General features: G+C 66.9%; 24 protein-coding genes and 1 pseudogene. 16 read left to right on the top strand and 9 right to left on the bottom strand.

The genetic code is table 11. The features are described from left to right. Positions 1-20: 20 nt before the first annotated feature. From A5724_RS18470 to A5724_RS18480, 3 genes are read left to right on the top strand one after another with little or no spacing between them, the layout of a single operon-like run. Positions 21-452, top strand: a complete 432-nt coding sequence (locus A5724_RS18470; RefSeq protein ID WP_067805038.1) for a MarR family winged helix-turn-helix transcriptional regulator — start codon at positions 21-23, stop codon at positions 450-452. Beyond that, positions 449-1,267, top strand: a complete 819-nt coding sequence (locus tag A5724_RS18475) for an RNA methyltransferase (RefSeq protein WP_067805041.1) — start codon at positions 449-451, stop codon at positions 1,265-1,267. Before A5724_RS18470 ends, A5724_RS18475 begins: the two co-directional genes overlap by 4 nt. A gap of 23 nt (positions 1,268-1,290) precedes the next feature. Continuing rightward, entirely contained in the window at positions 1,291-1,545 is a 255-nt protein-coding gene (locus A5724_RS18480; protein ID WP_082965138.1) for a DUF2537 domain-containing protein, read from the top strand. A gap of 6 nt (positions 1,546-1,551) precedes the next feature. Here the strand turns inward: A5724_RS18480 and sepH are convergent, their stop codons facing one another. Then, complete coding sequence (gene sepH, locus A5724_RS18485) at positions 1,552-2,322, bottom strand: septation protein SepH (protein WP_067805048.1); 771 nt, start codon at positions 2,320-2,322, stop codon at positions 1,552-1,554. Positions 2,323-2,495: 173 nt separating this feature from the next. Between sepH and A5724_RS18490 the strand changes: the two genes are divergently transcribed. Beyond that, complete coding sequence (locus A5724_RS18490; protein WP_067805050.1) at positions 2,496-2,732, top strand: hypothetical protein; 237 nt, start codon at positions 2,496-2,498, stop codon at positions 2,730-2,732. On the opposite strand, the gene serC is transcribed toward A5724_RS18490, so the two are convergent. Next, complete coding sequence (serC, locus tag A5724_RS18495) at positions 2,729-3,841, bottom strand: phosphoserine transaminase (protein ID WP_067805053.1); 1,113 nt, start codon at positions 3,839-3,841, stop codon at positions 2,729-2,731. The genes A5724_RS18490 and serC overlap by 4 nt on opposite strands. Positions 3,842-3,947: 106 nt before the next feature. Here serC and A5724_RS18500 point away from each other — a divergent pair, with 106 nt between their 5' ends. The 4 genes from A5724_RS18500 to A5724_RS18515 all read left to right on the top strand — a co-directional run bounded on the left by A5724_RS18500 (position 3,948) and on the right by A5724_RS18515 (position 9,920). Then, positions 3,948-4,424 (top strand): CAP domain-containing protein, encoded by a 477-nt coding sequence (locus A5724_RS18500; RefSeq protein WP_082965131.1) that lies wholly within the window; start codon positions 3,948-3,950, stop codon positions 4,422-4,424. Between the two features lie 132 nt (positions 4,425-4,556). Next, positions 4,557-5,573, top strand: a complete 1,017-nt coding sequence (locus A5724_RS18505; RefSeq protein ID WP_067805055.1) for a diiron oxygenase — start codon at positions 4,557-4,559, stop codon at positions 5,571-5,573. A 7-nt stretch (positions 5,574-5,580) separates the two neighbouring features. Then, on the top strand, positions 5,581-7,236 hold the full coding sequence (locus A5724_RS18510; protein WP_067805058.1) for an FAD-dependent oxidoreductase: 1,656 nt from the start codon (positions 5,581-5,583) through the stop codon (positions 7,234-7,236). A 131-nt stretch (positions 7,237-7,367) separates the two neighbouring features. Further along, positions 7,368-9,920, top strand: a complete 2,553-nt coding sequence (locus A5724_RS18515) for a family 1 glycosylhydrolase (protein ID WP_067805061.1) — start codon at positions 7,368-7,370, stop codon at positions 9,918-9,920. On the opposite strand, the gene A5724_RS18520 is transcribed toward A5724_RS18515, so the two are convergent. From A5724_RS18520 to A5724_RS18530, 3 genes are read right to left on the bottom strand one after another with little or no spacing between them, the layout of a single operon-like run. Then, entirely contained in the window at positions 9,917-10,366 is a 450-nt protein-coding gene (locus tag A5724_RS18520) for a VOC family protein (RefSeq protein WP_067805126.1), read from the bottom strand. The genes A5724_RS18515 and A5724_RS18520 overlap by 4 nt on opposite strands. A 40-nt stretch (positions 10,367-10,406) precedes the next feature. After that, positions 10,407-11,021 (bottom strand): maleylpyruvate isomerase family mycothiol-dependent enzyme, encoded by a 615-nt coding sequence (locus A5724_RS18525; protein WP_232004891.1) that lies wholly within the window; start codon positions 11,019-11,021, stop codon positions 10,407-10,409. Further along, positions 11,018-12,145, bottom strand: coding sequence for a citrate synthase 2 (locus tag A5724_RS18530; RefSeq protein ID WP_067805068.1), 1,128 nt, complete (start codon positions 12,143-12,145; stop codon positions 11,018-11,020). Before A5724_RS18530 ends, A5724_RS18525 begins: the two co-directional genes overlap by 4 nt. An 83-nt stretch (positions 12,146-12,228) precedes the next feature. Between A5724_RS18530 and pdxH the strand changes: the two genes are divergently transcribed. The 7 genes from pdxH (at position 12,229) to A5724_RS18565 (ending at position 21,455) form a co-directional block, all read left to right on the top strand. Continuing rightward, a complete protein-coding gene (gene pdxH, locus A5724_RS18535) occupies positions 12,229-12,891 on the top strand; it encodes a pyridoxamine 5'-phosphate oxidase (RefSeq protein WP_156752353.1) in 663 nt (220 codons plus the stop codon). Then, the gene (locus tag A5724_RS18540) at positions 12,891-14,168 is read left to right on the top strand and encodes an MFS transporter (protein ID WP_067805071.1); all 1,278 of its coding nucleotides are present in this window, start codon (positions 12,891-12,893) and stop codon (positions 14,166-14,168) included. The genes pdxH and A5724_RS18540 overlap by 1 nt, the downstream gene beginning before the upstream one ends. 69 nt (positions 14,169-14,237) lie before the next feature. Further along, the gene (locus tag A5724_RS18545; RefSeq protein ID WP_067805130.1) at positions 14,238-14,888 is read left to right on the top strand and encodes a TetR family transcriptional regulator; all 651 of its coding nucleotides are present in this window, start codon (positions 14,238-14,240) and stop codon (positions 14,886-14,888) included. A 95-nt stretch (positions 14,889-14,983) separates the two neighbouring features. After that, positions 14,984-16,288 carry a citrate synthase gene (locus tag A5724_RS18550; protein WP_082965132.1) on the top strand — a complete coding sequence of 435 codons (1,305 nt, stop codon included), beginning with the start codon at positions 14,984-14,986 and terminating at the stop codon, positions 16,286-16,288. 147 nt (positions 16,289-16,435) lie between these two features. Then, positions 16,436-17,893 carry a DHA2 family efflux MFS transporter permease subunit gene (locus A5724_RS18555; protein WP_067805074.1) on the top strand — a complete coding sequence of 486 codons (1,458 nt, stop codon included), beginning with the start codon at positions 16,436-16,438 and terminating at the stop codon, positions 17,891-17,893. Beyond that, positions 17,883-18,302, top strand: coding sequence for a MarR family winged helix-turn-helix transcriptional regulator (locus tag A5724_RS18560; protein ID WP_067805077.1), 420 nt, complete (start codon positions 17,883-17,885; stop codon positions 18,300-18,302). Before A5724_RS18555 ends, A5724_RS18560 begins: the two co-directional genes overlap by 11 nt. A 15-nt stretch (positions 18,303-18,317) precedes the next feature. Continuing rightward, the gene (locus A5724_RS18565) at positions 18,318-21,455 is read left to right on the top strand and encodes an adenylate/guanylate cyclase domain-containing protein (protein ID WP_067805080.1); all 3,138 of its coding nucleotides are present in this window, start codon (positions 18,318-18,320) and stop codon (positions 21,453-21,455) included. Here A5724_RS18565 and A5724_RS18570 read toward each other — a convergent pair. After that, positions 21,452-22,966, bottom strand: a complete 1,515-nt coding sequence (locus A5724_RS18570; RefSeq protein WP_232004892.1) for an NAD(P)/FAD-dependent oxidoreductase — start codon at positions 22,964-22,966, stop codon at positions 21,452-21,454. The two genes, A5724_RS18565 and A5724_RS18570, sit on opposite strands and share 4 nt — an antisense overlap. A gap of 20 nt (positions 22,967-22,986) precedes the next feature. Then, positions 22,987-23,235: a DUF2630 family protein gene (locus tag A5724_RS18575; RefSeq protein WP_067805083.1), complete on the bottom strand. Its 249-nt coding sequence runs from the start codon at positions 23,233-23,235 to the stop codon at positions 22,987-22,989. 23 nt (positions 23,236-23,258) lie between these two features. Between A5724_RS18575 and A5724_RS18580 the strand changes: the two genes are divergently transcribed. Beyond that, complete coding sequence (locus A5724_RS18580) at positions 23,259-23,621, top strand: FKBP-type peptidyl-prolyl cis-trans isomerase (protein ID WP_067805086.1); 363 nt, start codon at positions 23,259-23,261, stop codon at positions 23,619-23,621. 87 nt (positions 23,622-23,708) lie between these two features. On the opposite strand, the gene A5724_RS18585 is transcribed toward A5724_RS18580, so the two are convergent. Further along, complete coding sequence (locus A5724_RS18585; RefSeq protein WP_067805089.1) at positions 23,709-25,055, bottom strand: sensor histidine kinase KdpD; 1,347 nt, start codon at positions 25,053-25,055, stop codon at positions 23,709-23,711. 5 nt (positions 25,056-25,060) lie between these two features. After that, positions 25,061-25,645: pseudogene (locus A5724_RS18590) on the bottom strand (response regulator transcription factor); the annotation flags it as partial. Positions 25,646-25,787: the final 142 nt, after the last annotated feature.

Here is a 25,787-nt window from a genome sequence, read left to right on the forward strand (position 1 = left end):
GCCTAGGTAGTCTTTGCGCTGTGAAAGACGTCGACGCCAGGCTGGCGAGCGAGCTGTCGCTGGCAGTGATCCGGTTGGCTCGCCAATTGCGGTTCCGGCGTCCGGATTCCCACGTTTCGCTGTCACAGCTGTCGGCGCTGTCGACGCTTGCCAAGGAGGGGCCGATGACTCCCGGCGCGTTAGCCACCCGGGAACGCGTCCGGCCGCCGTCGATGACGCGCGTGATTGCGTCGCTGTGCGACCTCGGGTTCGTCGCGCGCACAGCGCATCCGGCGGACGGCAGGCAGGTGCTGGTGTCGGTGTCGCAGGCGGGCATCGACCTGATCGAGGCCGAGCGCCGAGCCAGCCAGGAGTGGCTCAAGAAACGGCTGGACCGTCTCGAAGAGGACCAGCGCAGGACGCTTCTGGTCGCCGCCGACCTGATGTCGGGCATCGTCGACGAAAGCGCGTGAGCGCAAACGTAATCGACGTCGCCGATCCTGCGGATCCCCGGCTCGACGACTTCCGCGATCTCAACAGTGTGGACCGCCGACCCGATCTGCCGAGCGGTAAGGGTCTGGTGATCGCCGAGGGCGTGCTGGTGGTGCAGCGGATGCTGGCTTCCCGATTTCGCCCGAGGGCGCTGCTAGGCACCGACCGTCGACTGGGCGAACTCGCCGACGACCTGGTCGACGTCGACGCGCCCTTTTACCGGGTGGGCGCCGAGGTGATGGCCGAGGTGGTCGGCTTCCACCTCAACCGCGGGGTGCTGGCGTCGGCGTCGCGTGCGCCGGAACTGACCGTCGCGCAGGTGATCGACGGGGCACGGACCGTGGCCGTGCTCGAGGGCGTCAACGACCACGAGAACCTCGGATCGATCTTCCGCAACGCGGCCGGGCTGGCGGTGGATGCGGTGATCTTCGGCCTTGGTTGCGCCGACCCGCTGTACCGGCGCGCGGTGCGGGTGTCGATGGGGCACGCGTTGCTGGTGCCGTACGCCTGGGCGCAGGCGTGGCCGCGTGACCTACAAACCCTGCGGGACAACGGGTTCAGACTGCTCGCCATGACGCCGGAACCGTCGGCCCACACCCTCGCCGACGCGGCGGCGCGCGTGGCCGACGACAAGGTCGCGTTCCTCGTCGGCGCCGAGGGGCCGGGGCTGACGGAATCGGTGATGCGGGCCAGCGACATGCGGGTGCGGATCCCGATGTCGCGCGGAACCGACTCGCTGAACGTGGCGACCGCCGCCGCGCTCGCGTTCTATGAGCGGGCTAGATTGCTTGGGTGACCGACGACTCGACCCCGTGGGCGATGGGACTGACGGTGGCCGGTTTCGTCGCGGCGGTCACCGCCGCCGCGGTCGTGGTGCTCAGCCTCGGTCTGACCCGCGTGCATCCGCTGCTGGCCGTCGGGCTCAATCTGGTCGCCGTCGGCGGCCTGGCCCCGACCGTGTGGGGCTGGCGGAAGCTACCGGTGTGGCGGTGGTTCGTGCTGGGGTCCGGGGTCGGCGTGGCCGGGGCATGGCTGGCACTGCTGGGGATGGCCCTCGGCGGGCTGATCGGATAAGACGTCTCAGCGTTGCCCGCTGGAGCGCACGCCGAGCAGCACGTCCTCCCACGCCGGGACGGCGGGTTTGGTCTTGCGGGTGCGCTGCGGCTTAGGCACGGGCGCCGGTTCCGGTGTTTCGATGGGCAGGGGCGGTTCCGGCTCCTGGTGTTCGAGTTCGGCGACCGGGGCCAGCGGGCGTAGCGGCCGGGCGAAGTCGGGGTCGATCAGCTCACATGCCGCGTCGTCGAATGCGGTGACGGTGCCGCCATGGGCGCCGGGCGTGAACCGGAAGTGCGCGAGGTTGTCGGACAGGCCCGCTTTCCAACCCAGTTGCACGGTCCAGCGGCCGTCCTCGTTGCGCCAGGCGTCCCAGTTGGTGGAGTCCGGGTCCAGCCCTCGGGCCACCAGCGCCGTCGTCACCGTCTCCAAGAGGGTCAGCACGGAGGGACCGTCGGCGAGCACCGGGTGTGCGGCGGAGGCCAATTCGGCGGCCCGCGCACGCTCCAACAACACCGGGTTGGCAAACCGCTGGACGCGTTCGATGTCCACCCCTGCGGCCGAGGCGACCTGTTCGACAGATGCGCCCGCTCGGATCTTGGCCTGGATCTCCTTGGGACGCAGCACGCTTTGGACCTCGGTGTCGGCTTGGGGTTCGGTCGGGTTGACTCTGTCGCCGCGCATCGCGGCGCGCAGACGGTCATCGGGTCGGAGTAGGAACTTCTCGCCGAGCCCCTCCGCCTCGCAGATGATGCGTTTGCCGTCGATGTCGAGCCCGACGACTTTGAGTTCCCGCATACAGACCTCCTCCGGACCAGGACCCAAGCCCGATTAAGTGGACCCTACTGTGTCATCTCCCTGTGATCCGGCTGACACGCTGGGACCGGATTCGGCGGCGATCGAATAATTCGCGGCGCGGATCGCTTACACCGTTGGGGAGTGCTGAGGCGGGGGTGTGAAGGAGCGAAAAAGTGAACGCACAACAGGTGAGGATCTTGAGTGTGATCGCCGCGAGCGCCATCGTCGGAGTGGGTGCGGTCGTGGTGGCGACGACTGAGCCGGTCGACTCGGCGTCGGGTTCGACCATGCAGACCGGTGTGACGCAGACCCCAACCGCACCGGCGGATTCACCATCGGTTGGCAAGGCCGAACCGGCCTTGAAGGGACCCGCCCCGCTGCCCAAGGAAGAGCAGGGCCTGCCCGGTTAGAGCCGCTCGACCACCCAGTCGATGCATGTGGTGAGCGCGCTGACGTCGTCGGGTTCGACGGCGGGGAACATACCGACCCGCAATTGGTTGCGGCCGAGTTTGCGGTATGGCTCGGTGTCGACGATGCCGTTGGCACGCAGCGTCTTGGCGACCGCGGCGGCGTCCACGTCGTCGGAGAAGTCGATGGTGCCGACCACCTGGGAACGCAGGGCGGGATCGGCGACGAAGGGCGTCGCGAACTTCGACGCCTCGGCCCAGTTGTAGAGCCGCTGCGAGGAGTCGGCGGTCCGTTTGACGGCCCAGTCGAGGCCGCCGTTGCCCAGCAACCAGTCGATCTGCTCGGCGAGCAGGATCAGCGTGGCGATCGCCGGGGTGTTGTACGTCTGGTTTTTGGTGCTGTTGTCGATAGCGATGGGCAGCGACAGGAAGTCGGGCACCCAACGGTCGGCGGCGGCGATGGCCGCGACGCGAGCCAGCGCGGCGGGCGACAGGATCGCCACCCACAATCCGCCGTCGCCTGCGAAGTTCTTCTGCGGCGCGAAGTAGTAGGCGTCGACTTCGGTGATATCGACGGGCAGACCGCCCGCGGCAGAGGTGGCGTCGATCGCGATCAGCGCATCGCCGGCACCGTCGGGCCGCTGCACCGGCACCGCGACGCCGGTCGAGGTCTCGTTGTGCGCCCATGCGATCAGGTCGACGGACGGATCCGACTGGGGCTTGGGCGCGCTGCCGGGGTCGGCCTTGACGATGACGGGATCGCCGACGAACGGATTCTTCACCACGCACGAGGCGAACTTCGAGCTGAACTCGCCGTAGGTCAGATGCAGTGAGCGCTTGTCGATCAGGCCGAACGCGGCGGCGTCCCAGAACGCCGTCGAGCCGCCGTTGCCGAGGATCACCTCGTAACCGTCTGGGAGCGAGAACAATTGGCGGAGCCCGTCGCGGACCCTGCCGACGAGGTTCTTCACCGGCGCCTGTCGATGCGACGTGCCGAACAGATCGCCGGCGGCGGCCAGCGCCTGCAACTGCTCGGGCCGGACTTTGGACGGCCCGCAGCCGAAACGTCCGTCGGCGGGTTTGAGCTCGGCAGGAATGGTGAGGTCGGCCATGCGGTCAAGACTAGTGATCGGGCGGAAGTAACCGAAAAGTGGGGAATCACCCGCGAAATCGGCACATACTGAGTCTGGTCGGGCTTTTGCTGCGAGGGCATGTCTCATGGGTAGAAGGGCAGCTGCGGCGTTGCTGACCGCGTGTACCGCCGCGGGGGTGGTGGTGACAGCGCCGCCGGCGAAGGCCGACGGTGACCAGGGCGGCGCAATGCTGAACCAGATCAACGCGGTGCGGGCGGCCAACGGGTGCGGTCCGGTCGCCGTCAATCCGGCGCTCACCGCGTCCGCGGCGAGGCAGGCCAACGACATGCTCGTCAACGGGGTGGTGAACCACACCGGTTCGGACGGCTCGACGCCCGCGCAACGCGTCACCGCCGCCGGCTACCCGTCGTACGCCTCGATCGGCGAAGTGGTGTTCTGGGGCACCGACTCCAGCGGTACCCCGGCGGCCGCGGTGACGTGGTGGATGAGTAGTCCGCGCCATCGCGCGATCATCACCGACTGCCAGTTCACCGAGGCCGGGTTCTCGGCCGTCAGCAACGGCACGAAGATGACGGCGGCGGGGGACTTCGGCAAGCGATAGTGGCTCAAGTCACATTCACGGTGTGCAGGGCCGACGCGCCACATTGTAAAACCGGGGCTGTTCAATATGCGATACCTGCGGTACCGTCGTTGGACATTAGGGCTCAAATGTAAACCTCATAGGAGGTCTCGAATGGCTCGCACGAAGCTCGTCCGACGGTGGCGCCGCAACATGGAGGTAAGCGACGACACCGAGTACGTCGAGATGCTCACCACACTGTCCGAGGGGTCGGTGCGGCGGAATTTCAACCCGTACACCGACATCGACTGGGACGCCCCCGAGTTCGAGGTGTTCGACAACGACGAGCGCTGGATCCTTCCTGCGACCGATCCGTTCGGCCGTCACCCCTGGTATCAGGCGCAACCGATCCAACGTCAGATCGAGATCGGCATGTGGCGCCAGGCCAACGTCGCCAAGGTCGGCCTGCACTTCGAGTCGATCCTGATCCGCGGGTTGATGGAGTACGCGTTCTGGACGCCCAACGGCTCACCGGAGTACCGGTACTGCCTGCACGAGGCGGTCGAAGAGTGCAACCACACCATGATGTTCCAGGAGATGGTCAACCGCATCGGCGCCGACGTGCCCGGCATGCCGCGACTGCTGAAGTGGGTCCAACCGCTGATCCCGTTGGTGGCCGGGCCGCTGCCCATCCCGTTCTGGTTCGGCATCCTCGCCGGCGAGGAACCCATCGACCACACGCAGAAAAACGTTCTGCGCGAAGGCAAGTCACTGCATCCGATCATGGAGCGGGTGATGGCGATCCACGTCGCCGAGGAGGCTCGGCACATCTCGTTCGCGCACGAGTATCTGCGCAAGCGAATCCCGAGGCTGCCGCGGCGTAAGCGGTTCTGGCTGTCGATCTACGTGCCGATCGTGATGCGCGTGCTGTGCTCGGCGATCATCGTGCCGCCTCGAGCGTTCTGGAAGGAGTTCGACATTCCACGCTCGGTGCGCAAAGAAGTGTTCTTTTCCTCGCCCGAGTCCCGTCAGATGCTGCGCGACATGTTCGGCGACGTGCGGATGCTGTGCAAGGACACCGGACTGATCAACCCGGTCGCCAAGTTGGTGTGGCGGATCTGCAGGATCGACGGCCGACCCAGCCGCTACCGCAGCGAACCGCAGCGGCAGCACGTGGTGGCCGCCGCATAGGAGTGCAATGCCGCACGTGATCACCCAGTCGTGTTGCAGCGACGGGTGCTGTGTCTACGCGTGCCCGGTGAACTGCATCCATCCGTCACCGGATGAGCCGGGCTTCGCCACTGCCGAGATGCTCTACATCGACCCGGCGGCCTGCGTCGACTGCGGCGCGTGCGTCAGCGCGTGTCCGGTCGGGGCAATCGCGCCGGACACCAAGCTGAAACCCGAGCAGTTGCCGTTCGTCGAGTTGAACGCCGCGTTTTATCCGAAGCGGGAAACCAAGCTGCCGCCGACGTCGAAGCTGGCGCCGGTGCTCGAGGCGCCCTACGTCGAGGCCCGCGCGGGTGGGCCCCTGACGGTGGCGATCGTCGGCTCCGGGCCGGCGGCCATGTACGCCGCCGACGAACTGCTCACCCAGCAGGGCGTGCGGGTCAACGTCTTCGAACGGCTGCCGACGCCATACGGATTGGTGCGGGCCGGGGTCGCCCCCGACCACCAGAGCACCAAGCGGGTGACGAAGCTGTTCGACACGATCGCCGGGCGGCGCGGGTTTCGGTTCTACCTCAACGTCGAGGTGGGATCGGACCTGACGCACGACGAACTGCTCGCCCATCACCACGCCGTGCTCTATGCCGTCGGTGCGCCGAGTGATCGTCGCCTCGCCATCGACGGGATGGGCCTGCCCGGCACCGCCACCGCCACCGAGGTGGTGGCGTGGTTCAACGGCCATCCCGAATACGCCGACTTGCCGATCGATTTGAGTCATGAGCGAGTGGTCGTCATCGGCAACGGCAACGTCGCCCTCGACGTAGCGCGCATCCTGACGACGGACCCGGACGTGCTGGCGCGCACCGATATCGCCGACCATGCATTGGCCGCGCTGCGCGAGTCTCGGGTCGCGGAGGTGGTCATCGCGGCCCGCCGCGGCCCCGCCGATTCGGCGTTCACACTGCCGGAATTGATCGGGCTGGCGTCGACGTGCGACGTGGTGCTCGACGCCGCCGACCACGATCTGGTGCTGCGTGACCTCGCAGAGGCCTCAGATCCGTTGACCCGCAACAAACTCGAGGTCCTGTCCAAGCTCGGCGATGCGTCCACGCCTGCCACCCGTCCCCGTATCCGGTTCGCTTACCACCTGACACCGCACCGCATCGTCGGGGACACGCGCGTCGACGTGGCGGAGTTCGCCGTGACCGGCACCGACGACGTGCGAACCCTGCCAGCCGGGTTGGTGCTGACCTCAATCGGCTACCGCGGCAAGCCCATTCGGGGTCTGCCGTTCGACGAGTCGGCGGCGGTGGTACCCAACGACGGCGGCCGGGTCATCGGGGCGCCAGGCAGTTACGTCGCAGGGTGGATCAAGCGTGGCCCGACCGGATTCATCGGCACCAACAAGTCGTGTGCGGCGGAGACGGTGCACAATGTGGTGGCCGACTACAACCGCGGTCAGCTCACCGACCCGACCGGCAAGGCGCTGGACAAGCTGGTCCGCGGTCGCAGGCCCGACGTCGTCGACGGTGCGGGATGGAAGGCCATCGACGCCGCGGAGATCGCGCGCGGCGGCGGAGTGCGGCCACGCGCCAAGTTCACCGCGGTCAGCGACATGCTCGCCGCCGCGGCTGCCGCGCCGACACCGCCGGTGCACGAGCGCCTGTTGGCGGCCCTGCTTCGGTAACTGTCGTGCGAGCGCCGAGAGTGCGGAATATGACGAGAAATGGTTGAAAACCGTCATAAATCGCAGTCTCGGCGGTCCAAGTTTCCCGAAATCCACCCGGCTGATGGGCGGCTTCGCGTATAGCAAATGCCATGCGTCCTGCTGCCTTTGTCGGTCGGGTCGGGGGATTGGCCGTCGCCCTGGGCGTCGGCGTCGCGGTGGCGACCGGATACGGGTGCGCGCCCGCGTGGGCGGACACGCCGGATTCCACCGCCACCGATTCGGCGTCGACCACCTCCGAGGCAGCCGAGCAACCGAAGGATTCGGCCACCCCGACCAAACCGGAGACCACGACCAGTCCGGAGTCGAAGGACGACGAAGAGGTAACCAAGCCGACGAAAAAGCCCAAACCCAAGAAGACGGTCAAGTCCGCGGCTACCGCCAAGGCCTCGAAAGCACCCGCGAGCAAGGTCGTTGCCGCGGAGGTGAAGACCGACACCGACACCGACCCGCAACCGTCGGCCAACGCGGCGGTCGCCGACAAGCCGGTGACGTCGGTTGCAGCGCAGACCTTCTCGGCGACACCGCAGACTACGTCGGCTGCGGTGACCACCGCACTCACCACACCGCGCGTCCCGTCGTTGCGGCCGTGGCCGACGGCGTACGACCCGACCACCGTCGTCACCTACGTCGGCGGTCTGGTGTCCAGCGTGGTCAAGGCGGTGCTCGACCCGTTTGCGGCCGGTTTGCCATCGGCACCGGCGCAGCCGCCGACCGCGTGGACCCTGCTGGCGTGGGTGCGTCGCGAATTGTTCAACGGCACACCGCGCGTCAACCCGGTGGTCAACCCGCAGCAGAACGGGCTCGTCACCGGGAACATCGGTGCCGTCGACCCCGACGGTGATCCGCTGACGTACACCGTGGTCGGCAGGCCGCTCAACGGCGGAACGCTCGAGGTGGATGAGGATGGCAACTTCACCTATCGGCCGATGAACGCGATGGCCGCGGTCGGCGGCACCGACGAGTTCACGGTGGTGGTCAGCGACAAGGCGGCAGGCCTGCATGTCCACGGCCCGATGGGGTTGCTGAAGTTCGTGCCGATCCTCGGCAACTTCATCAACCCCGGCGGCGGTGACGCGGTGACCCAGAAGATCACCGTCAACGTCGACCCCGTGGCGGGCGTCGACCTGTCGTTCCCTGCGAGCTTCCACTGGGGCGTGGCGCACGCCGGCTTCCAGGCCGAGGGCGGCCCCAACTCACCCGTCGACCCGAATTCGGATTGGTACAAGTGGGTGCACGACTCGATCAATCAGTTGTTGGGCATCGCCAACGGGGTGCCGGAGAACGGGCCGGGCACGTACGTCTCCTACGACAGCGACGCAGCACTGGCCCGTGACCAACTCGGCATGGACACCTTCCGGATGAGTATCGAGTGGAGCCGCATCTTCCCGAACTCGACTGCCTCCGTTGACATTTCCGACGAGGGCGGCACCGTCAGCCTGGCCGACCTGCAGGCCCTCGACGCGCTGGCCAACCAGGCCGAGGTGCAGCACTACCGCGATGCGTTCGACTCGCTGCGCGCACACAACCTGGAACCGCTGGTGTCGGTCAACCACTTCACGTTGCCGACGTGGGTGCACGACCCGATCACGGCGCGGCCGCTGATCCAACTGGGGCTGCCCGCGCCCGCCGCCGGCTGGCTGTCGCCGACGACGCCTGACGAGTTCGAGAAGTACGCCGCCTACGTCGCGTGGAAATACGGCGACCAGGTCGACAACTGGACCACGCTCAACGAACCGTTCCCGCCCGTGCTGACCGGGTTCCTCGCCATCCCCGGCGTGGTGCCGAACTGGCCGCCGGGGGTGATTAGGCCCGACCTTGCGTCGACGTTCCTGGTCAACGAGGCCAAGGGCCACGTCGCGGCATACGACGCGATCCACCAGTGGGACACCAAGATCGCCAAGGACGGCCAGCCCGCCGCGTTCGTCGGATTCACCAACAACATGATCCCGGCGCGGCCGGCCAACCCGGTCAATCCGCTGGACGTGCAGGCCGCAAATGCGTGGAACCAGTTCTACAACAAGTGGTTCCCGAACGCGGTGATCGACGGCTGGGTCGACGCGAATTTCGACGGCATCAAACAGGCAGGAGAAATTCACGAGGACTTCAAGAACAAGGTCGACTTCATGGGCGTGCAGTACTACGGGTCGCAGCCGATGCAGGGCTTGGGCCTGGCACCGATCCCGGGCTTCCCCTTCCTGCAGGGTCTGCCGGTGCGGTGCTCGCCGTCGCAGCCGACGTGCAGCGACTTCAACCAGCCCACCGATCCGGGCGGCTTCCGTGAAGTGCTCGAGCTCGCGGCGTCATACGGAAAACCGTTGTGGGTCACCGAGAACGGCATCGCGGACGACGAGGACACCAAACGGCCGTCGTACCTCGTCAGCCATATCGCGGTAGTGCAGGACCTGCTCGCCCACGGGATGGACATCCGCGGCTACACCTATTGGTCGTTCGTGGACAACCTCGAATGGGTCGAAGGCTACGACCTGCAGTTCGGCCTCTACGGGTCCGATCCGACGACGCCGGAGCTGGAGCGCACACCGAAGCCGGCGAGCATCGCCGCGATCAGCGCGATCACCAAGGACGTCAACCACTCACTGCCGCTCAGTGTGCTGGCGATGTACATCCCGGGCCTTGCCGTCTAGCCCTGGTTCATCGCCTCCGCGATTTCCTCCATCGACACCTCCCGCACCGGCTGGCCCAGTGACCACTGATGTCCGAACGGATCACGGAGCACGCCGTAGCGGTCACCCCAGAACTGGTCGTCCAGAGGCGCAACCACGGTCGCCCCGGCGTCGAGCGCCTGCTGGAACTTCGAATCGACATCCGTGACAGTCAGGTGGATGGTCACCGGAGTGCCGCCGAGCGCCGTCGGGGTCGACGGCTTTCCGTCGTTGTACTCCGGGAAGTCGTCGTTGAGCAACACCATCGAGCCGTTGATCTGCAGCGCGGCGTGCACCAGTTTGCCGTCCGGTCCTGGCACCCGGCCCAGCTCGACAGCGTCAAAGGCCTTGACATAGAAGTCGATTGCGGCGGCAGCACCGTCGACACACAAATGCGGGGATACGGATGGTTGTACTTCGATTGCCATGTCGGCCATACAACCACCCGCCACCGACACGTGGGTGTGTTCAGACGACAGAGAACGGCGACGGCAACTCGGCGCGTCCGGTCAACGCCAGCAGCACCGGTTCGCCGTGCCCTGCGGCGGCCGCGATACGCGCCGCCAACACCGTCGCCTCCTCAACCACGTCGGACGGCGGAGTGAACGAAATGCCAACGGCGCGAGCAATATCCAGGCCATGCACTGCCAGCTCGAACGTCCGCGTCGGCAAATATGCGTGCAGCCGGATTCCCGCGCCACCGATCACAGTGATCAACGGATCGTCGACCCCGGCCAACTCGCTGAGCACGCGCGACACCAGGCCGTCGACCGTCGCGGCCGGATCATCTCCGAGGTCGCGGCCCGCCTGCCTACCGCGCTCGAGGACGCCCTCCGGCGCCAGCCCGAGCACCGCCGGATTCACCATGGCGTAGTACTCGTGCGGTGTCTTGATGTCCTCGCGCTCGGCCGGCTGCTGCAGGTAGGTGCTGACCGTGATCAGCGAGCGCGACGCGTGACCGACCAGCGAGCGCAAATCCCACTCGCCGAGACCGGGCCCCTCCCAGCTGTCGGCGGGAAGCTCGTGCACCAACGCGGCGAAACTGTGCGTCGCCGAGGCGAAGGTGGCAACCGGATCTGTCACGCGTTGGCGACTCGGTCCCATCCTTCGACGGACTCGGGGCTGCGCGGTCCGGGGCCGACGTAGATGGCCGCCGGGCGGACCAGCTTGCCAAGCCGCTTCTGCTCCAGGATGTGCGCACACCAGCCCGCGGTCCGGCCGCAGGTGAACATTGCGGGCATCATCTTCGTCGGCACCTGTGCGAAGTCGAGGATGACTGCGGCCCAGAACTCCACGTTGGTCTCGATGGCGCGATCCGGGCGGCGTTCGCGGAGTTCGGCGAGCGCGGCCTGCTCCAAAGCGGCGGCCACCTCGTACCGCGGCGCGTCCAGTCGCTTGGCCGTCCCGCGCAGCACCCGGGCCCGCGGATCCTCCGCGCGGTAGACGCGGTGACCGAAGCCCATCAGCTTCTCTTTGCGGTCGAGGATGCCCTTGACGACCGCGCGGGCGTCGCCGGTCTTCTCGGCTTCCTCGATCATCGGGATCACCCGGGCCGGGGCGCCGCCGTGCAGTGGACCGCTCATCGCGCCGATCGCCCCCGACAGCGACGCCGCGACATCGGCACCCGTCGACGCGATCACCCGTGCGGTGAACGTCGACGCGTTCATGCCGTGTTCGGCCGCCGTCACCCAGTACGCGTCGATGGCCTCGACGTGGCGCGGGTCCGGCTCACCCTGCCAGCGCGTCATGAATCGTTCTGTCACGGTGGAGCATTGGTCGATGGTCCGCTGCGGAACCGCGGGCTGGTAGATGCCGCGGGCGGACTGCGCGACGTACGACAGGGCCATCACCGATGCGCGGGCCAACTGATCGCGGGCGGTCGCGTCGTCGATGTCGAGCAGCGGCGGGTAGCCCCAGATGGGTGCCAGCATCGCCAACCCGGCCTGCACGTCGACGCGGACATCACCGCTGTGGATGGGCAGCGGGAACGGTTCGGCAGGCGGCAGGCTGTGCCCGAACTTGCCGTCGACCAGCAGAGCCCACACGTCGCCGAAGGTGACCCGCCGGTTGACCAGATCTTCGATGTCGACGCCCCGGTATCGAAGCGCCCCGCCGTCCTTGTCCGGTTCTGCGATCTCGGTGGTGAAGGCGACCACGCCCTCGAGCCCCTCGACGAAGTCCTCCGGTACCGCTGACGTCGTAGTCATGGCCAAATTCTTGCACTCGCGCCGCCCGCGTTGTCTACCGGTCGGTAACCAGGCGGCAGACGGCCCCGGCGTATTTTTGTCGGGTGGCAACTTCCGACGACGAACACCTGGCCCGGATGCGGGTCGAGTACGGATCCGCCGAGAGGGACGGCAGCACTGACCTGGACGTCGACTGGGTTGCCGGCGGCTGGGTGGCGCTGCTGCGTACGTGGTTGGCCGACGCCGAAACCGCAGGGGTCGCCGAGCCGAATGCGATGGTGATCGGAACCGTCGATGAGCGGGGAAGGCCCGCGACGCGAACCGTGTTGTGCAAGGGCGTGGACGAAACCGGGATCACGTTTTTCACCAACTACGACTCCGCCAAGGGCGAACAGTTGGCGACGACGCCGTACGCGTCGGCGACCTTTCCGTGGTTCTTGCTCGGACGTCAGGTACACGTACGCGGACCGGTGACCAGGGTGCCCGCCGAGGCGACCGCCGACTACTGGTTCAGGCGGCCGCGCGGTTCCCAGTTGGGGGCTTGGGCGTCGCAACAGTCGAAGCCGATCGCGTCGCGCGCGGCGCTGCTGCAACAACTGGTCGAGGTGACTGATCGATTCGCAGACCTCGAAGCGGTGCCCGTGCCGCCGAACTGGGGCGGCTATCTGATCGCACCCGAGGTGGTGGAGTTCTGGCAGGGCCGGGAAAACCGGCTGCACAACAGGATTCGCGTCTCTGAGGGCCGCGTCGAGCGGCTCCAGCCGTAGTGCGGAAGTTCTTCGCCGACACCACACCGCTGAGATCACCGGACTTCCGGCGGCTGTGGCTGGCCGGCATCGTGACGGTGATCGGCGGGAACCTGACGATCTTCGCGGTGCCGGTGCAGCTGTACGCGCTGACGCAGAACTCCGCCTACGTCGGGCTGTCCGGGCTGTTCGCGTTGGTACCGCTTGTCGTGTTCGGGCTGCTCGGCGGCGCATGGGCCGACGCGATGGACCGGCGCACGCTGTTGATCCTCGCCTCGATCGGGCTCGCGCTGTCCTCCGTGTTGTTGTGGCTTCAGGCCGCGCTGACGCTGAACAACGTCTGGGTGGTGCTGTGCCTGCTGTCGGTGCAGCAGGCCTTCTATGCGATCAACAGCCCCACCCGATCGGCGGCGATCCCGCGGATGGTGTCCGGCGAGCAGTTGGCCGCCGCCAACTCGTTGAACTTCACTGTGTTCCAGTTCGGGGCGATCGTCGGGCCGCTGTTGGCGGGTGTGCTGCTGCACTGGGTCGACCTCTCGACGCTGTATTTGATCGACGCCATCACCTGCATCGCGCCGATCTGGGCGACGTTCCGGCTCGCACCGATGCCGCCTGTCAACGGCGCCAACGGCGCGTCGGGATACGGATTCACCGCGGTCATGGACGGTTTCCGCTACCTGGCGGGCAACCAGGTGGTGCTGATGTCGTTCGTTGTCGACCTGATCGCGATGATCCTCGGCATGCCGCGCGCACTGTTCCCGCAAATGGCGCATGAGAGCTTCGGCGGACCGATCGAGGGCGGCACCACGATGGCGCTGCTGGCAGCGGCGATGTCGGCGGGCGCGGTGGTAGGCGGGGTGTTCTCCGGCTGGTTTCCCCGCATCAAGCGCCACGGCTTCGCGGTGGTGATTGCGGTCGTCGTGTGGGGTGTGGCGATGATCGGCTTCGGACTGGCAGGCGGGTTCGCGTCCGGTCGCACCGGGGTCTGGCTGTGGATTGCGTTGGTGTTCTTGGCAATTGGTGGAGCGGCCGACATGGTGTCGGCGGCGTTCCGGTCGACCATCCTGCAACAGGTGGCATCCGACGATCTGCGTGGCCGACTGCAGGGCGTGTTCACGGTCGTGGTCGCAGGCGGTCCGCGGTTGGCCGACGCCGCGCACGGCGCGGCCGCCGCGGCGGTCGGCACCACGATCGCCGCCGCGGGCGGCGGGGCGCTGGTGGTGGTCAGCGTGCTGGTCGCCGCGCTGGTGGTGCCTGCATTCATCCGCTACCGGGTGGCTGAGGGCGACAAAGTATGACCATCGCCAACTGTCGGTAGTCGCCACTTTCCAAGCGAAAATATAAGGACCATGGTTAGGATGCCCTTCGTGGCTGAAGTCAGGGGCGTCCCAGCCCTCGGTTTGCGGGAACGAAAGAAGCAACGCACCCGCGCCACTCTGATCGACGCGGCGGTCGAACTCTGCGACCGTCAGGGATTCGAGCGCACCACCGTCGACCAGATCGCCGCCGTCGCCGACGTCTCACCGCGCACGTTCAGCCGATATTTCGCGACCAAGGACGCCATCGCCTTGGCGCTCGTGGACGACGCACTCGGCACGGCCGCTGAGGAACTCAGCAGGCAGCCCGCGGATCTGAACCACTTCGAGGCGCTGCGTCGCTCCTACATCGCGATGTACACCGGCACGAAGACAGCGCCGCCGGGCGCGCTGTCGGCCGAGCGAATGCTTTGCATCGTCCGGATCATCATGTCGTCGCAGACGCTGCGGCACGCCGCGCTCGAGTTCCGCCCTCACGCCGTCAACATCGAACTCGCCAAGCGGCTGGGTGTGCCCATCGACGACCGTCGGCTGCGCCTCGTCTCGGCGATGTGGGGCGGGATCATCATGACCGCCTTCGCCGATCTCGGCTCGCCCGACGTCGACTGGTCCACCATCGACATCGACAGCATCGTCTCGCGACTGGAGGCGACGTACGCCGAGTTCATGGCTGAAATTTCCGACGCGCGACCCTCGGTCTAGCTAAGTCACTGCCCCCGCTCGGGCACGACTGCTGGAATGGGACTACCTTTTGTAGGGCAGACCTCCGCATTGACGGCAGCGACGAAGGGATTCCCGTGGCCGATAACCCATCCAGTGGTGAGCACGCCAGCCTCTCTTACCCCGGTGGCGAGCTTGACTTAGATATCGTCACTGCCACCGAGGGGGCCAACGGCATCGCGTTGGGTTCGCTGTTGGCCAAGAGCGGCTACACCACGTTCGACGAAGGTTTCGTCAACACCGCCTCGACCAAGAGCGCGATCACCTACATCGACGGTGACGCGGGCATCCTGCGCTACCGCGGCTACCCGATCGAGCAGCTCGCGGAGAAGTCCAACTTCCTCGAGGTCAGCTATCTCCTGATCTACGGCGAGCTGCCCACGACGGAGCAGTTGGAAAAGTTCACCCACCAGATCCAGCGCCACACGCTGCTGCACGAGGACCTGAAGCGGTTCTTCGACGGCTTCCCGCGCAACGCCCACCCGATGCCGGTGGTGTCCAGCGCGGTGAACGCGCTGAGCGCGTACTACCAGGATTCGTTGGACCCCTTCGACGACGAGCAGGTGGAGCTGTCCACCATTCGGCTGCTGGCCAAGCTGCCGACCATCGCGGCGTACGCGTACAAGAAGTCGGTGGGCCAGCCGTTCTTGTACCCGGACAACTCGCTGAGCCTGGTGGAGAACTTCCTGCGGATGACGTTCGGCTTCCCGGCCGAACCGTACGAGGTGGACCCGGAGGTCGTCCGGGCCCTCGACCTGTTGCTCATCCTGCACGCCGACCACGAGCAGAACTGCTCGACCTCGACGGTGCGGCTGGTCGGCTCGTCGCAGGCGAACCTGTTCACTTCGATCTCCGGCGGCATCAACGCGCTGTGGGGCCCGCTGCACGGCGGCGCCAACCAGGCGGTGCTGGAGATGCTGGAGAAGATCCGCCAGTCCGATGGCGATGTGCACGACTTCGTCAAGAAGGTCAAGAACAAGGAAGACGGCGTCAAGCTGATGGGCTTCGGCCACCGGGTGTACAAGAACTACGACCCGCGGGCGCGCATCGTCAAGGAGCAGGCCGACAAGATCCTCGGCAAGCTCGGCGGCGACGACGAACTGCTCGACATCGCCAAGGCGCTCGAAGAAGTCGCGTTGACCGACGACTACTTCGTCGAGCGCAAGCTGTATCCGAACGTCGACTTCTACACCGGCGTGATCTACCGCGCGATGGGCTTCCCGACCCGGATGTTCACCGTGTTGTTCTCGGTCGGCCGGCTGCCCGGCTGGATCGCGCACTGGCGCGAGATGCACGAGGACGGCAGCGGCAAGATCGGTCGCCCGCGGCAGATCTACACGGGCTACACCGAGCGCGACTACAAGGCCCTCGAGGCTCGCTGAGGCTTCACAGGTCCGGTTCCGCCGAACGTGGGTTACCCGCACGCTCTGGGCGCTCGGAGCGTGACATAACCCCACACTCGCGGATTGCGACGCATTTCACCGCGTCCGAACTTGTCTGGCGAACAGTTGTAGTTTCACAATTGTTGGGTGAATGAAGCTGTCGTCCGGTCGTTGAGCTCGCGGCGCAAGGCCATCATCCTGGTGACCTGCTGCCTGAGCCTGCTGATCGTGTCGATGGACGCGACGATCGTCAACGTCGCGATACCGAACATCCGCGCGGATCTGGGCGCCAAGGCTTCGCAACTGCAGTGGGTGATCGACATCTACACGCTGGTGCTCGCGTCGTTGCTGCTGCTTTCCGGCGCGACGGCAGACCGCTTCGGGCGCAGGCGGACGTTCCAGATCGGACTGATCGTCTTCGCGGTCGGATCGCTGCTGTGCAGCCTGTCGCCCAACATCTCGATCCTGATCCTGGCCCGCATGCTGCAGGCCATCGGCGGTTCGATGCTGAACCCGGTCGCGATGTCGATCATCACACAGGTGTTCACCGGACGCGTGGAGCGCGCACGTGCGATCGGGGTCTGGGGCGGAGTCGTCGGCATCTCGATGGCGCTCGGCCCCATCGTGGGCGGCGCGCTGATCGAACTCGTCAACTGGCGGGCGGTGTTCTGGATCAACCTGCCGATCTGTGCGCTCGCAATCGTGCTGACGGCCATCTTCGTACCCGAATCGCGCTCGGCCACCATGCGCGACGTCGACCCGGTCGGCCAGGGTCTCGGGATGGCGTTCCTGTTCGGCGTGGTCTACGTGTTGATCGAGGGCCCTGCCCGCGGTTGGACCGACACCCGCAACATCGTGGTCGGCGTCGTCGCGCTGCTCGCCTTCGCGGCGTTCCTGTACTACGAATCGCGCCGCCACGATCCGTTCATCGACCTTCGGTTCTTCCGCAGCATTCCGTTCGCCTCGGCGACGATGATCGCGGTGTGCGCGTTCGCCGCGTGGGGTGCGTTCCTGTTCGTGATGTCGCTGTACCTACAGAATGAGCGGGGCTTCTCGGCTTTCCACACCGGCCTGATCTATCTGCCCGTTGCCATTGGCGCGCTGATCTTTTCGCCGCTGTCGGGCCGGATGGTCGGCCGGTTCGGCAGCCGACCGTCGCTACTGATCGCCGGCGTCCTGATCACCGCCGCGACGTTGTTGCTCACGCGTTTGACCGCGACCACGGCGGTGTGGCAGATCCTGGTGATCTTCGCCGTGTTCGGCGTCGGCTTCTCGATGGTCAACGCCCCGATCACCAATGCGGCGGTCAGCGGCATGCCCACGGATCGGGCGGGCGCGGCCTCGGCGGTGGCCTCGACCAGCCGTCAGGTCGGCGTGAGTGTCGGCGTGGCGCTATGTGGTTCGGTGGTCGGATCGGCGCTGGCCGGAACGGGCGTCGACTTCGCAATGGCCGCCAGGCCGCTGTGGCTGATCTGCACCGGGCTGGGTGTGGTGATCCTCGCGCTCGCGGTGTTTTCCACGTCGGCGCGCGCGCTGAGATCCGCGGATCGGTTGGCCCCACTGGTGGCCGGGACTGCGGTGAAGGAGAGCGCCGATGTCCGATGACGCTCTGGCCGGCGAGGTTTGGCGGACGATCGCGTCGCTGGTCCACGACAACCGCGACGGGTGGAAACGCGCGGTCGTCGAGTGCAGCGGGCTGCCGTTCAGCAGGGTACGCATCCTGGCCCGGCTGAGCAGGCAGTCGATGACCGTCAAACAACTCGCACACGCCGCGACGATGGATGCGCCCGCGACGACGGTCGCGGTCAACGATCTCGAGGACCGTGGCTTCGTCGTGCGCGAAACCGACCCGACGAACCGGCGCTGCAAGGTCGTGTCGCTCACCGACGCAGGCCGCGCGATGGTCGACAAGATCGACGCGGTCGAAGATCCGGCGCCGGCCGCGCTGGCCGCGCTCGACACCGCTGACCTGAAGGCTCTGCAGGCGATCCTGGGCCGGGTAGTCGGCCACTAGCCATATCATTTGGCGGTGGCGATACCGTGTCGCAACTGCGGTGCCGAACCGCGGGACGGCGCCCGATTCTGTGACGCGTGTGGTTCGCCGGTCGCCGTACTGGACAGCCACGCCGAGTACAAGCAAGTCACCGTGCTGTTCGCCGACGTCGTCCGCTCGATGGACATCGCGGCATCCGTGGGGCCGGAGCGGCTCCGCGAGATCATGACCGAACTCTTCAACCGCTGCTCCAGAACGGTTCAGCGATACGGCGGAACCGTCGACAAGTTCACCGGCGACGGCCTGATGGTGGTTTTCGGGGCGCCGGTTGCGTTCGAAGACCACGCGCTGCGCGCCTGCCGCGCGGCACTGGACGTGCAGAAGGACGCGAAGGGGCTCTCCGCGCAAGTCGAGCGCCGCGACAACATCGCCTTGCAACTACGCGTCGGACTGAACTCCGGCGAGGTCATCACCGGCGAAATCGGCGCTGGCCCGCTGGCCTACACCGCCGTCGGCGAGCAGGTCGGAATGGCGCAGCGGATGGAGACGGTCGCGGTGCCGGGCGGCGTGATGGTGAGCGAATCGACGGCGCGTCTGGTCGAAAACAACGCAGTGCTCGGCGAACCCGAACTCGTGCATATCAAAGGATCCGACCTGCCGGTGCCCGCTCGCCGGCTGTTGGGCGTCGCGACCGGCAGGCGAACCAGCCGCGCCGAGGCGACGTTCGTCGGCCGGGAGTGGGAGATGACCGCGCTCAACGGGTTGCTCGATCGCGCCGTGAAGGGCAACGGCGCTGTCGTCGGACTGGTGGGGCCGCCAGGCATCGGCAAGAGCCGACTGATCCGTGAAATCGCGGCGCGCGCAACGAATCTCGGTGCAGAGGTGGTCACGGCGCACTGCGAGTCGCACACCACCGACGTTCCGTTTCATGCCGCCGCCAGCCTGCTGCGGGCCACGACCGGCATCGACGATCTGGATGCCGCCGAGGCCAGGGCACGGATACGGACGCGATTCTCAGGAGCGGACGACGACGATCTGATGATCCTGGAGGATCTCCTGGGCATCGGCGATCCGGAGGCGTCGCTCGCGCAGATCGATCCGGATGCCAGACGGCGGCGAGTCACGGCAATGGTGAACGCCGCGGCGCTGTCGAGAAGCACGCCGACGGTCTATGTGGTCGAGGATGCGCACTGGATCGACGACATCAGCGAGTCGATGCTCGTGGACTTCGCCGCCGTCGTGCCGCGGACGCGTTCGCTTCTGCTGATCACGTATCGCCCGGAGTACGCGGGCGCGCTCGCGCGAACCCCTCGGGCACAGACCATCGCCCTTGAGCCGCTGGATGATTCGCAGATGGCCCAACTCGGGGCCGAGTTGTTGGGCGACGACCGGTCAGTGGCTGAACTCGTCGATCTGGTCGCCGACCGCGCGGGCGGAAATCCGTTTTTCGCAGAGGAGATCGTCCGCGACCTCAAGGAGCGCGACGTGTTGATCGGTGGTCGTGGATGCTATCTGTGTGTGGAACCGGCCAGGGAGGTCAGTGTGCCGGGCACGCTGCAGGCAGTGATCGCCGCGCGGATCGACCGCCTGGAACCCGCCGCGAAGCGGGCGCTGAACGCGGCGGCGGTGATCGGATCTCAATTCCAGCCGGAAACTCTCGCGGCATTGGACATCGAACCGGCGCTGACCGATCTTGTCCAAGCGGAGTTGGTCGATCAGGTCGAGTTCGGCGCGATACCTCGGTATGCGTTCCGGCACGGGCTGATTCGTGCGGTCGCCTATGAGTCTCAGCTGAAGGCGGACCGGGCACAGTTGCATCGGAGGTTGGCGGCCACGCTGGAACAGACCGACCAGAATGCCCCGATGATCGCGGAGCACTACGAGGCGGCGGGTGACGCACATGCGGCATACGAGTGGCATATGCGGGCCGGCGCCTGGTCGTCGTCGCGCGACATCGGCACTGCACGGGCGAGTTGGCAACGGGCACAACAAGTCGCCGATGCGCTGCCGGATGACGATCCGCACCGTCTGACCATGCGCATCGCCCCGAGGACGAACCTGTGCGCGACGACGTTCCGGTCGGCGGACAGTTTCACGCGCTCCGGATTCGACGAGCTTCGCGAGTTGTGCGAGGCGGCGGGCGACAAGCGGTCGCTCGCCATGGCGATGTTGGGACAGATGTCGGCATATATGGCCGAGGGTCGGGTGGCCGAAGGCGTACAACTGGCATCCGAGAACGAAGCGCTGCTGGAATCCATCGGCGACCCCGACGCGACGCTCGCAATGTTGTGGGGACCCTTGGCCGTCAAACAGGAAACAGGTCAGATGGCCGATGTCCTGCGGTGGGCCCAGGTCGGCATCGACATCGCCGACGGCGATCCGCTGCGGGGCTCGCTGCTTACGGGGTCGCCGCTGGCGTTGGCCCTGGTGTTCCGTGGGTACGCGCGCTTGTTCCTCGGTATTCGCGGCTGGCACAACGACTTTGAAGAAGCGGTGGCGATGGCCCGCGAGCACGACCTACTCACATTCGCCAGCGTGGTGGCGTACAAGTATGCCGCATTGTTCCTGGCTGGCTCGCTGGTCGTCGACGACGACGCGTTCGCCGAAATGGAGGAGGCGTTCCGCGTGGCCCGCGAGATCGGCGATCACAACGCGGTGGGACTGACCACCTACATGTTGGGTGCCGCGTTGGTCGAGACGCGTGCCGACACGGCACGCGGAATGCAGATGCTGGCCGAGCTCCGTGCGATGTGTGACCGCAAACAGTTCTTCAAATCCGAACTTCCAGTCCTCGATCTCCACGCCGCGCGCGAGGACGCACGGCGCGGGAATTTCGATGCTGCGTTCCCGGTGATGCGGGCGGCGATGGACACGCTGTATGGCAGCGGCCAGTTCACATTCTCGATGTGGGCGACGACCGTTCTGGTGATCGCGCTGCTCGAGCGTGGCACGAACGACGATATGGCCGAAGCGCAAACCGTCGTCGAGCGGTTGGCTGCGGCACCGCTTGATGACCTCGCGGTGCGCGACGTCACCCTGCTGCGACTGCGCGCGCTGCTGGCACGGGCACGTGGCGACGACGTCGGTTACGGCGAATTCAGGGACCGCTATCGAGAGATGGCCGCCGATTACGGCTATGAGGGCCACATGGCGTTGGCCGAGGAAATGCCCTAGCTCTGAAGCACCGCCATGGCCGCGTTGTGGCCGCCGATGCCCGACACCGCACCACCTCGACGGGATCCCGAGCCACACAACATGATCCGCTGGTGTGCCGTCGCGACACCCCACCGCTGCGCGGGTGTCTGCAACGGCTCGTCGTCGGATGCGAACGGCCACTGCAACGCACCGTGGAAGATGTTGCCCGCGGTCATGCACAGCGACTGCTCCAGGTCCAACGTCGTCTTCGCCTCGATGCACAACCTGCCCGCGGAGTCCTCCATCAGCACATCTTGAATCGGTTCGGCCAGAACCGAATTCAGCGAGTTCAGCGCCGCCGACGTCAAAGTGTCCCGCATCCGATCCGGATCCGCGGCTGCGACCAATTTGTGCGGTGTGTGCAGGCCGAACACGGTCAGCGTCTGTGCACCCGACTCGCGCAGCCGATCCGACAGGATGCTCGGATCGGTCAGCGAATGGCAATAGATCTCACACGGCAGCGGTTCGGGCACCAGGCCATGGTCGGCGCGGATATACGCAGTGTCGAGTTGGCTGTAGGTCTCGTTGATGTGGAACGTGCCGCCGAACGCCTGCTCGGGCGTGACGCTGTCGTCACGCAATCGCGGCAACCGGCGCAGCATCAGATTGACCTTGATCTGCGCCCCAGGCGCCAATGCGGGCTCGGGTTCACCCAACAGTCCCGCCAGCACCGCCGGCGTGACGTTCGCCAACACGTGGTCGGCATGCACCTTGTGCTCAATGTCATCGCGCCGATAACGCACCTGGCCATCGGGATCGATCGCGAAAACCTCTGCACCCGTGACGATTTCGGCACCATGTCCGGCTGCCGCCGCCGCCAGCGCTCCGCTGACCGCCCCCATGCCGCCGACCGGCACGTCCCAGTCGCCGGTGCCCCCGCCCAACAGGTGGTACATGAAGCAGATGTTCTGCGCCAACGACGGATCGTCGGTGCGGGCGAACGTCCCGATCAACGCGTCGGTGGCCAGCACGCCGCGCACCACATCGTTGGACACCGCGGCGGTGATCGCATGCCCGATCGGCTCTTCGACCATGAACCGCCACGCCTCGTCGTCGGCCACGTGCCGGCGCGCTTCGTCGCGGGTGCGCAGCGGCTGGGTCAGCGTCGGCCACAGCCGTGAGGTCACCACGCGGCAGCGTCGGTAGAACTCCTCGACGCCGGCCTCGTCGTCGCCGGCCCCGATCGCCGCGAAGGTCGACTGCGGGCCGATCAGCAGACCCGTGCGTCCCGCCGTCGAAGGATCGGGCGTATAGGAGGAGTAGCGCCTGCGGACCAACCGCACCCGCGCGCCCAGTTCGTCGATGATGCGCCGCGGCAACAGGCTGACCAGATACGAGTAGCGCGACAGTCGCGCGTCCACGCCGTCGAAGGCATGCGCCGACACCGCCGCGCCTCCGACGTGGTCAAGCCGTTCGAGCACCTGCACCCGCCGGCCCGCTCGCGCCAGGTAGGCCGCAGCCACCAGGCCGTTGTGTCCGCCGCCGACCACTATGGCGTCATAACGCTGGTTCAGTTGAGGTAACCCTCGACCTCATCCGCAGGCCGCACCTTGGCTTCGCGGGGATCGCCTCCGGTGTCGCGCAGCGCCCGCCGCTGCCGCAGCAGGTCCCAGCACTGATCGAGCGCCACTTCCACCGCGCGAAGCCGCTGATGCTCCTCGGATTCGTCGATCTCGTGGTGCTGCAGCTTGTCCCGCAGTTCCTTCTCCTCGGCGACAAGCTTGTTGACCTGAGCGAGAATGTCTTGATCCTTGGTCACGAATCCAGACTACGGTGAGTGCGATGAGTACCAAGCCAGAGATCGAGTTTCCCGACGGGCCTGCGCCGACCGACCTTGCGATCAAGGATCTGGTGGTCGGCGACGGTGCGGAGGCCGTGCCCGGTGGCACGGTCGAGGTGCACTACGTCGGCGTGGAGTACGACACCGGCGAAGAGTTCGACAGCTCGTGGAACCGCGGCGAGTCCATCGAGTTTCCGCTGCGCGGACTGATCCAGGGCTGGCAGGACGGCATCCCAGGGATGAAGGTCGGGGGCCGTCGTCAACTGATCATCCCGCCGGAGCAGGCCTACGGCCCGGCAGGCGGCGGACACCGCCTCTCGGGCAAGACGCTGATCTTTGTCATCGACCTGCTGGCCACCCGATGACGTGATCTTTGTCATCGACCTGCTGGCCACCCGATGACGTGATCTTTGTCATCGACCTGCTCGCCACCCGCTAACCTCCGGAATTAGCTAGCTGGGGCCGGGCAGCCGCAGCAGTAGCCGCACCCCGCCCAGGGGGCTTTCCTCCAACGAGGCTGTGCCGCCGTGCAATTCGGCTTGCTGCGCCACCAGTGCCAGGCCCAGCCCCGAACCAGAGTGCGACGCCGTCGAGCCACGCGAGAAACGCTCGAACACCACCTTGCGCTCCTCTTCGGGGATGCCGACACCGTCGTCGTCGATCGCGATCTCCACGCCCGCCCGCGAGCTCACCGCCGACAACTGCACCCGCTTCGCGCCGCCGTGTTTGACCGCGTTGGCGATCGCGTTGTCCACGGCGAGCCGTAACCCGGCGGGCAACCCGACGATGATCACCGTCGGCGCAGGCACCAACGACACGTCGAGGTCGGGGTACACCCGCATCGCGTCGTGCGCGGCCCGGTCGAGCAGTTCGGTGATGTCGACCGGGACGTGGTCGTCGGAGGTCGACAGTTCGCCCTGGGCCAACCGCTCCAACGCCCCGAGCGTGGCCTCGATGCGCGACTGGGTCCGGATGACGTCGTTGACCACCTCTTTGCGCTGCTCTTCGGGTAGATCCAGGGTCGCCAGCACCTCGAGGTTGGTGCGCATCGCGGTCAGCGGTGTGCGCAGTTCGTGGGCGGACACAGCGGAGAAGTCGCGCGCCGACGCCAGCGCGGCCTTGGTCCGGTCCTGCTCCTTCGAGATGCGTTCGAGCATGCCCTTGACGGCGTCGGCGATCTCGACCGCCTCGGTGGCGCCGTGCACTTCGATGGTCGGCGGTTCCTCGGCCGAGTCGATCTGGCCCGTTTGTTGGGCCAGCCGCTTGAACGGTCGCACCGCGAATGTGGCCAGCATCCAACCGAAAATGGTCGACGCGATGATGGCGAACAGGCAGATGATGATCACTCTGCGATGCAGGTTGTTGGTGTCGGCGATGGTCGCGTCGTAGGTGTCGCCCACGGCGACCGAAATCGGGCCCTGTGGTCCGCGGATCTCCACGGTGCGGACCCGGTACCGCACCCCGTCGACGTAGGTGTCCTCATAGCCCGGCGCCAACCGGGGTAGTTCGACGTCCGAATTGGACGTGACCTGTCCGTCGCTACGGCGCACCGTGATGACCGCGTCCTGGTCGTTCGGGGACTTGGGGATCTCGTCGAGCCCGCGCGGCAGGAACGGGATCGCGAAACCCGCCGCCTCGTCGAGCCTGCGGTCCAGCCGCTCCTTGCGGTCGTTGGTGATGCCGACCCAGACCACCGCGCCGACGATGAGCACCGGAATCGCCGCCCCGATCGCCGTCGCCACCACCACCCTGGTGCGAAGCGAAGGTGTGCTGCGGAATATCCGGGACAGCAGGTTCATGGCCGCTACTGCGTCCTGAGCACGAACCCAACGCCGCGGACGGTGTGCAGCAGCCGGGGTGCGCCGCCGGCCTCCAACTTGCGTCGCAGATAGCCGATGAACACGTCGACAACGTTGGTGTCCGCCGCGAAGTCGTACCCCCACACCAGCTCGAGAAGCTGAGCGCGCGACAGCACCGCGGTCTTGTGCTCGGCGAGCACCGCGAGCAGGTCGAACTCACGCTTGGTCAGGTCGACGTCGGCACCGTTGACGCGCGCCCGCCTGCCGGGGATGTCCACCTCCAGCGGACCGACGGTGATGGTCTCTGACGAGAACGTCGCCGTCGCGCCGCGCCTGCGCAGCAGCGCCTTGACCCGCGCGACCAGCTCGGCCAGCACGAATGGCTTGACCAGATAGTCGTCGGCGCCCGCCTCCAGCCCGGCCACCCGGTCGTCGACGGAACTGCGCGCCGACAGCACGCACACCGGCACGTCGTTGTCCATCGCCCTCAGCGCGGTGACCACGCTGACGCCGTCGAGCACCGGCATGTTGATGTCCAGCACGATAGCGTCGGGCCGCGTCTCGGTGGCGCGGCGCCGCGCCTCGGCGCCGGGGGGGGGCGGGGGGCCGGGGGAGGCGGGCACGCCGCGGGAGCGCGGGAGGGGCGCCCGCCGCGGGGGGGGGGGGGGGGCGCCGCCCCCCCGGGGGGGGGGGGGGGGGGGGCGGGGGGGGGGGGGAGAAGTGGGAGCGGAC

The organism is Mycobacterium sp. ACS1612 (assembly GCF_001667505.1).
Lineage (GTDB): Bacteria > Actinomycetota > Actinomycetes > Mycobacteriales > Mycobacteriaceae > Mycobacterium.

Excerpts from the sequence above, each read along its gene's own strand:
- A5724_RS18480 (WP_082965138.1), top strand. The coding sequence starts at position 1,291 with ATGGGACTGACGGTGGCCGGTTTCGTCGCGGCGGTCACCGCCGCCGCG.
- sepH (WP_067805048.1), bottom strand. The coding sequence starts at position 2,322 with ATGCGGGAACTCAAAGTCGTCGGGCTCGACATCGACGGCAAACGCATC.
- serC (WP_067805053.1), bottom strand. The coding sequence starts at position 3,841 with ATGGCCGACCTCACCATTCCTGCCGAGCTCAAACCCGCCGACGGACGT.
- A5724_RS18500 (WP_082965131.1), top strand. The coding sequence starts at position 3,948 with ATGGGTAGAAGGGCAGCTGCGGCGTTGCTGACCGCGTGTACCGCCGCG.
- A5724_RS18505 (WP_067805055.1), top strand. The coding sequence starts at position 4,557 with ATGGCTCGCACGAAGCTCGTCCGACGGTGGCGCCGCAACATGGAGGTA.
- A5724_RS18510 (WP_067805058.1), top strand. The coding sequence starts at position 5,581 with ATGCCGCACGTGATCACCCAGTCGTGTTGCAGCGACGGGTGCTGTGTC.
- A5724_RS18515 (WP_067805061.1), top strand. The coding sequence starts at position 7,368 with ATGCGTCCTGCTGCCTTTGTCGGTCGGGTCGGGGGATTGGCCGTCGCC.
- A5724_RS18520 (WP_067805126.1), bottom strand. The coding sequence starts at position 10,366 with ATGGCAATCGAAGTACAACCATCCGTATCCCCGCATTTGTGTGTCGAC.
- A5724_RS18530 (WP_067805068.1), bottom strand. The coding sequence starts at position 12,145 with ATGACTACGACGTCAGCGGTACCGGAGGACTTCGTCGAGGGGCTCGAG.
- A5724_RS18560 (WP_067805077.1), top strand. The coding sequence starts at position 17,883 with ATGTCCGATGACGCTCTGGCCGGCGAGGTTTGGCGGACGATCGCGTCG.
- A5724_RS18580 (WP_067805086.1), top strand. The coding sequence starts at position 23,259 with ATGAGTACCAAGCCAGAGATCGAGTTTCCCGACGGGCCTGCGCCGACC.
- A5724_RS18585 (WP_067805089.1), bottom strand. The coding sequence starts at position 25,055 with ATGAACCTGCTGTCCCGGATATTCCGCAGCACACCTTCGCTTCGCACC.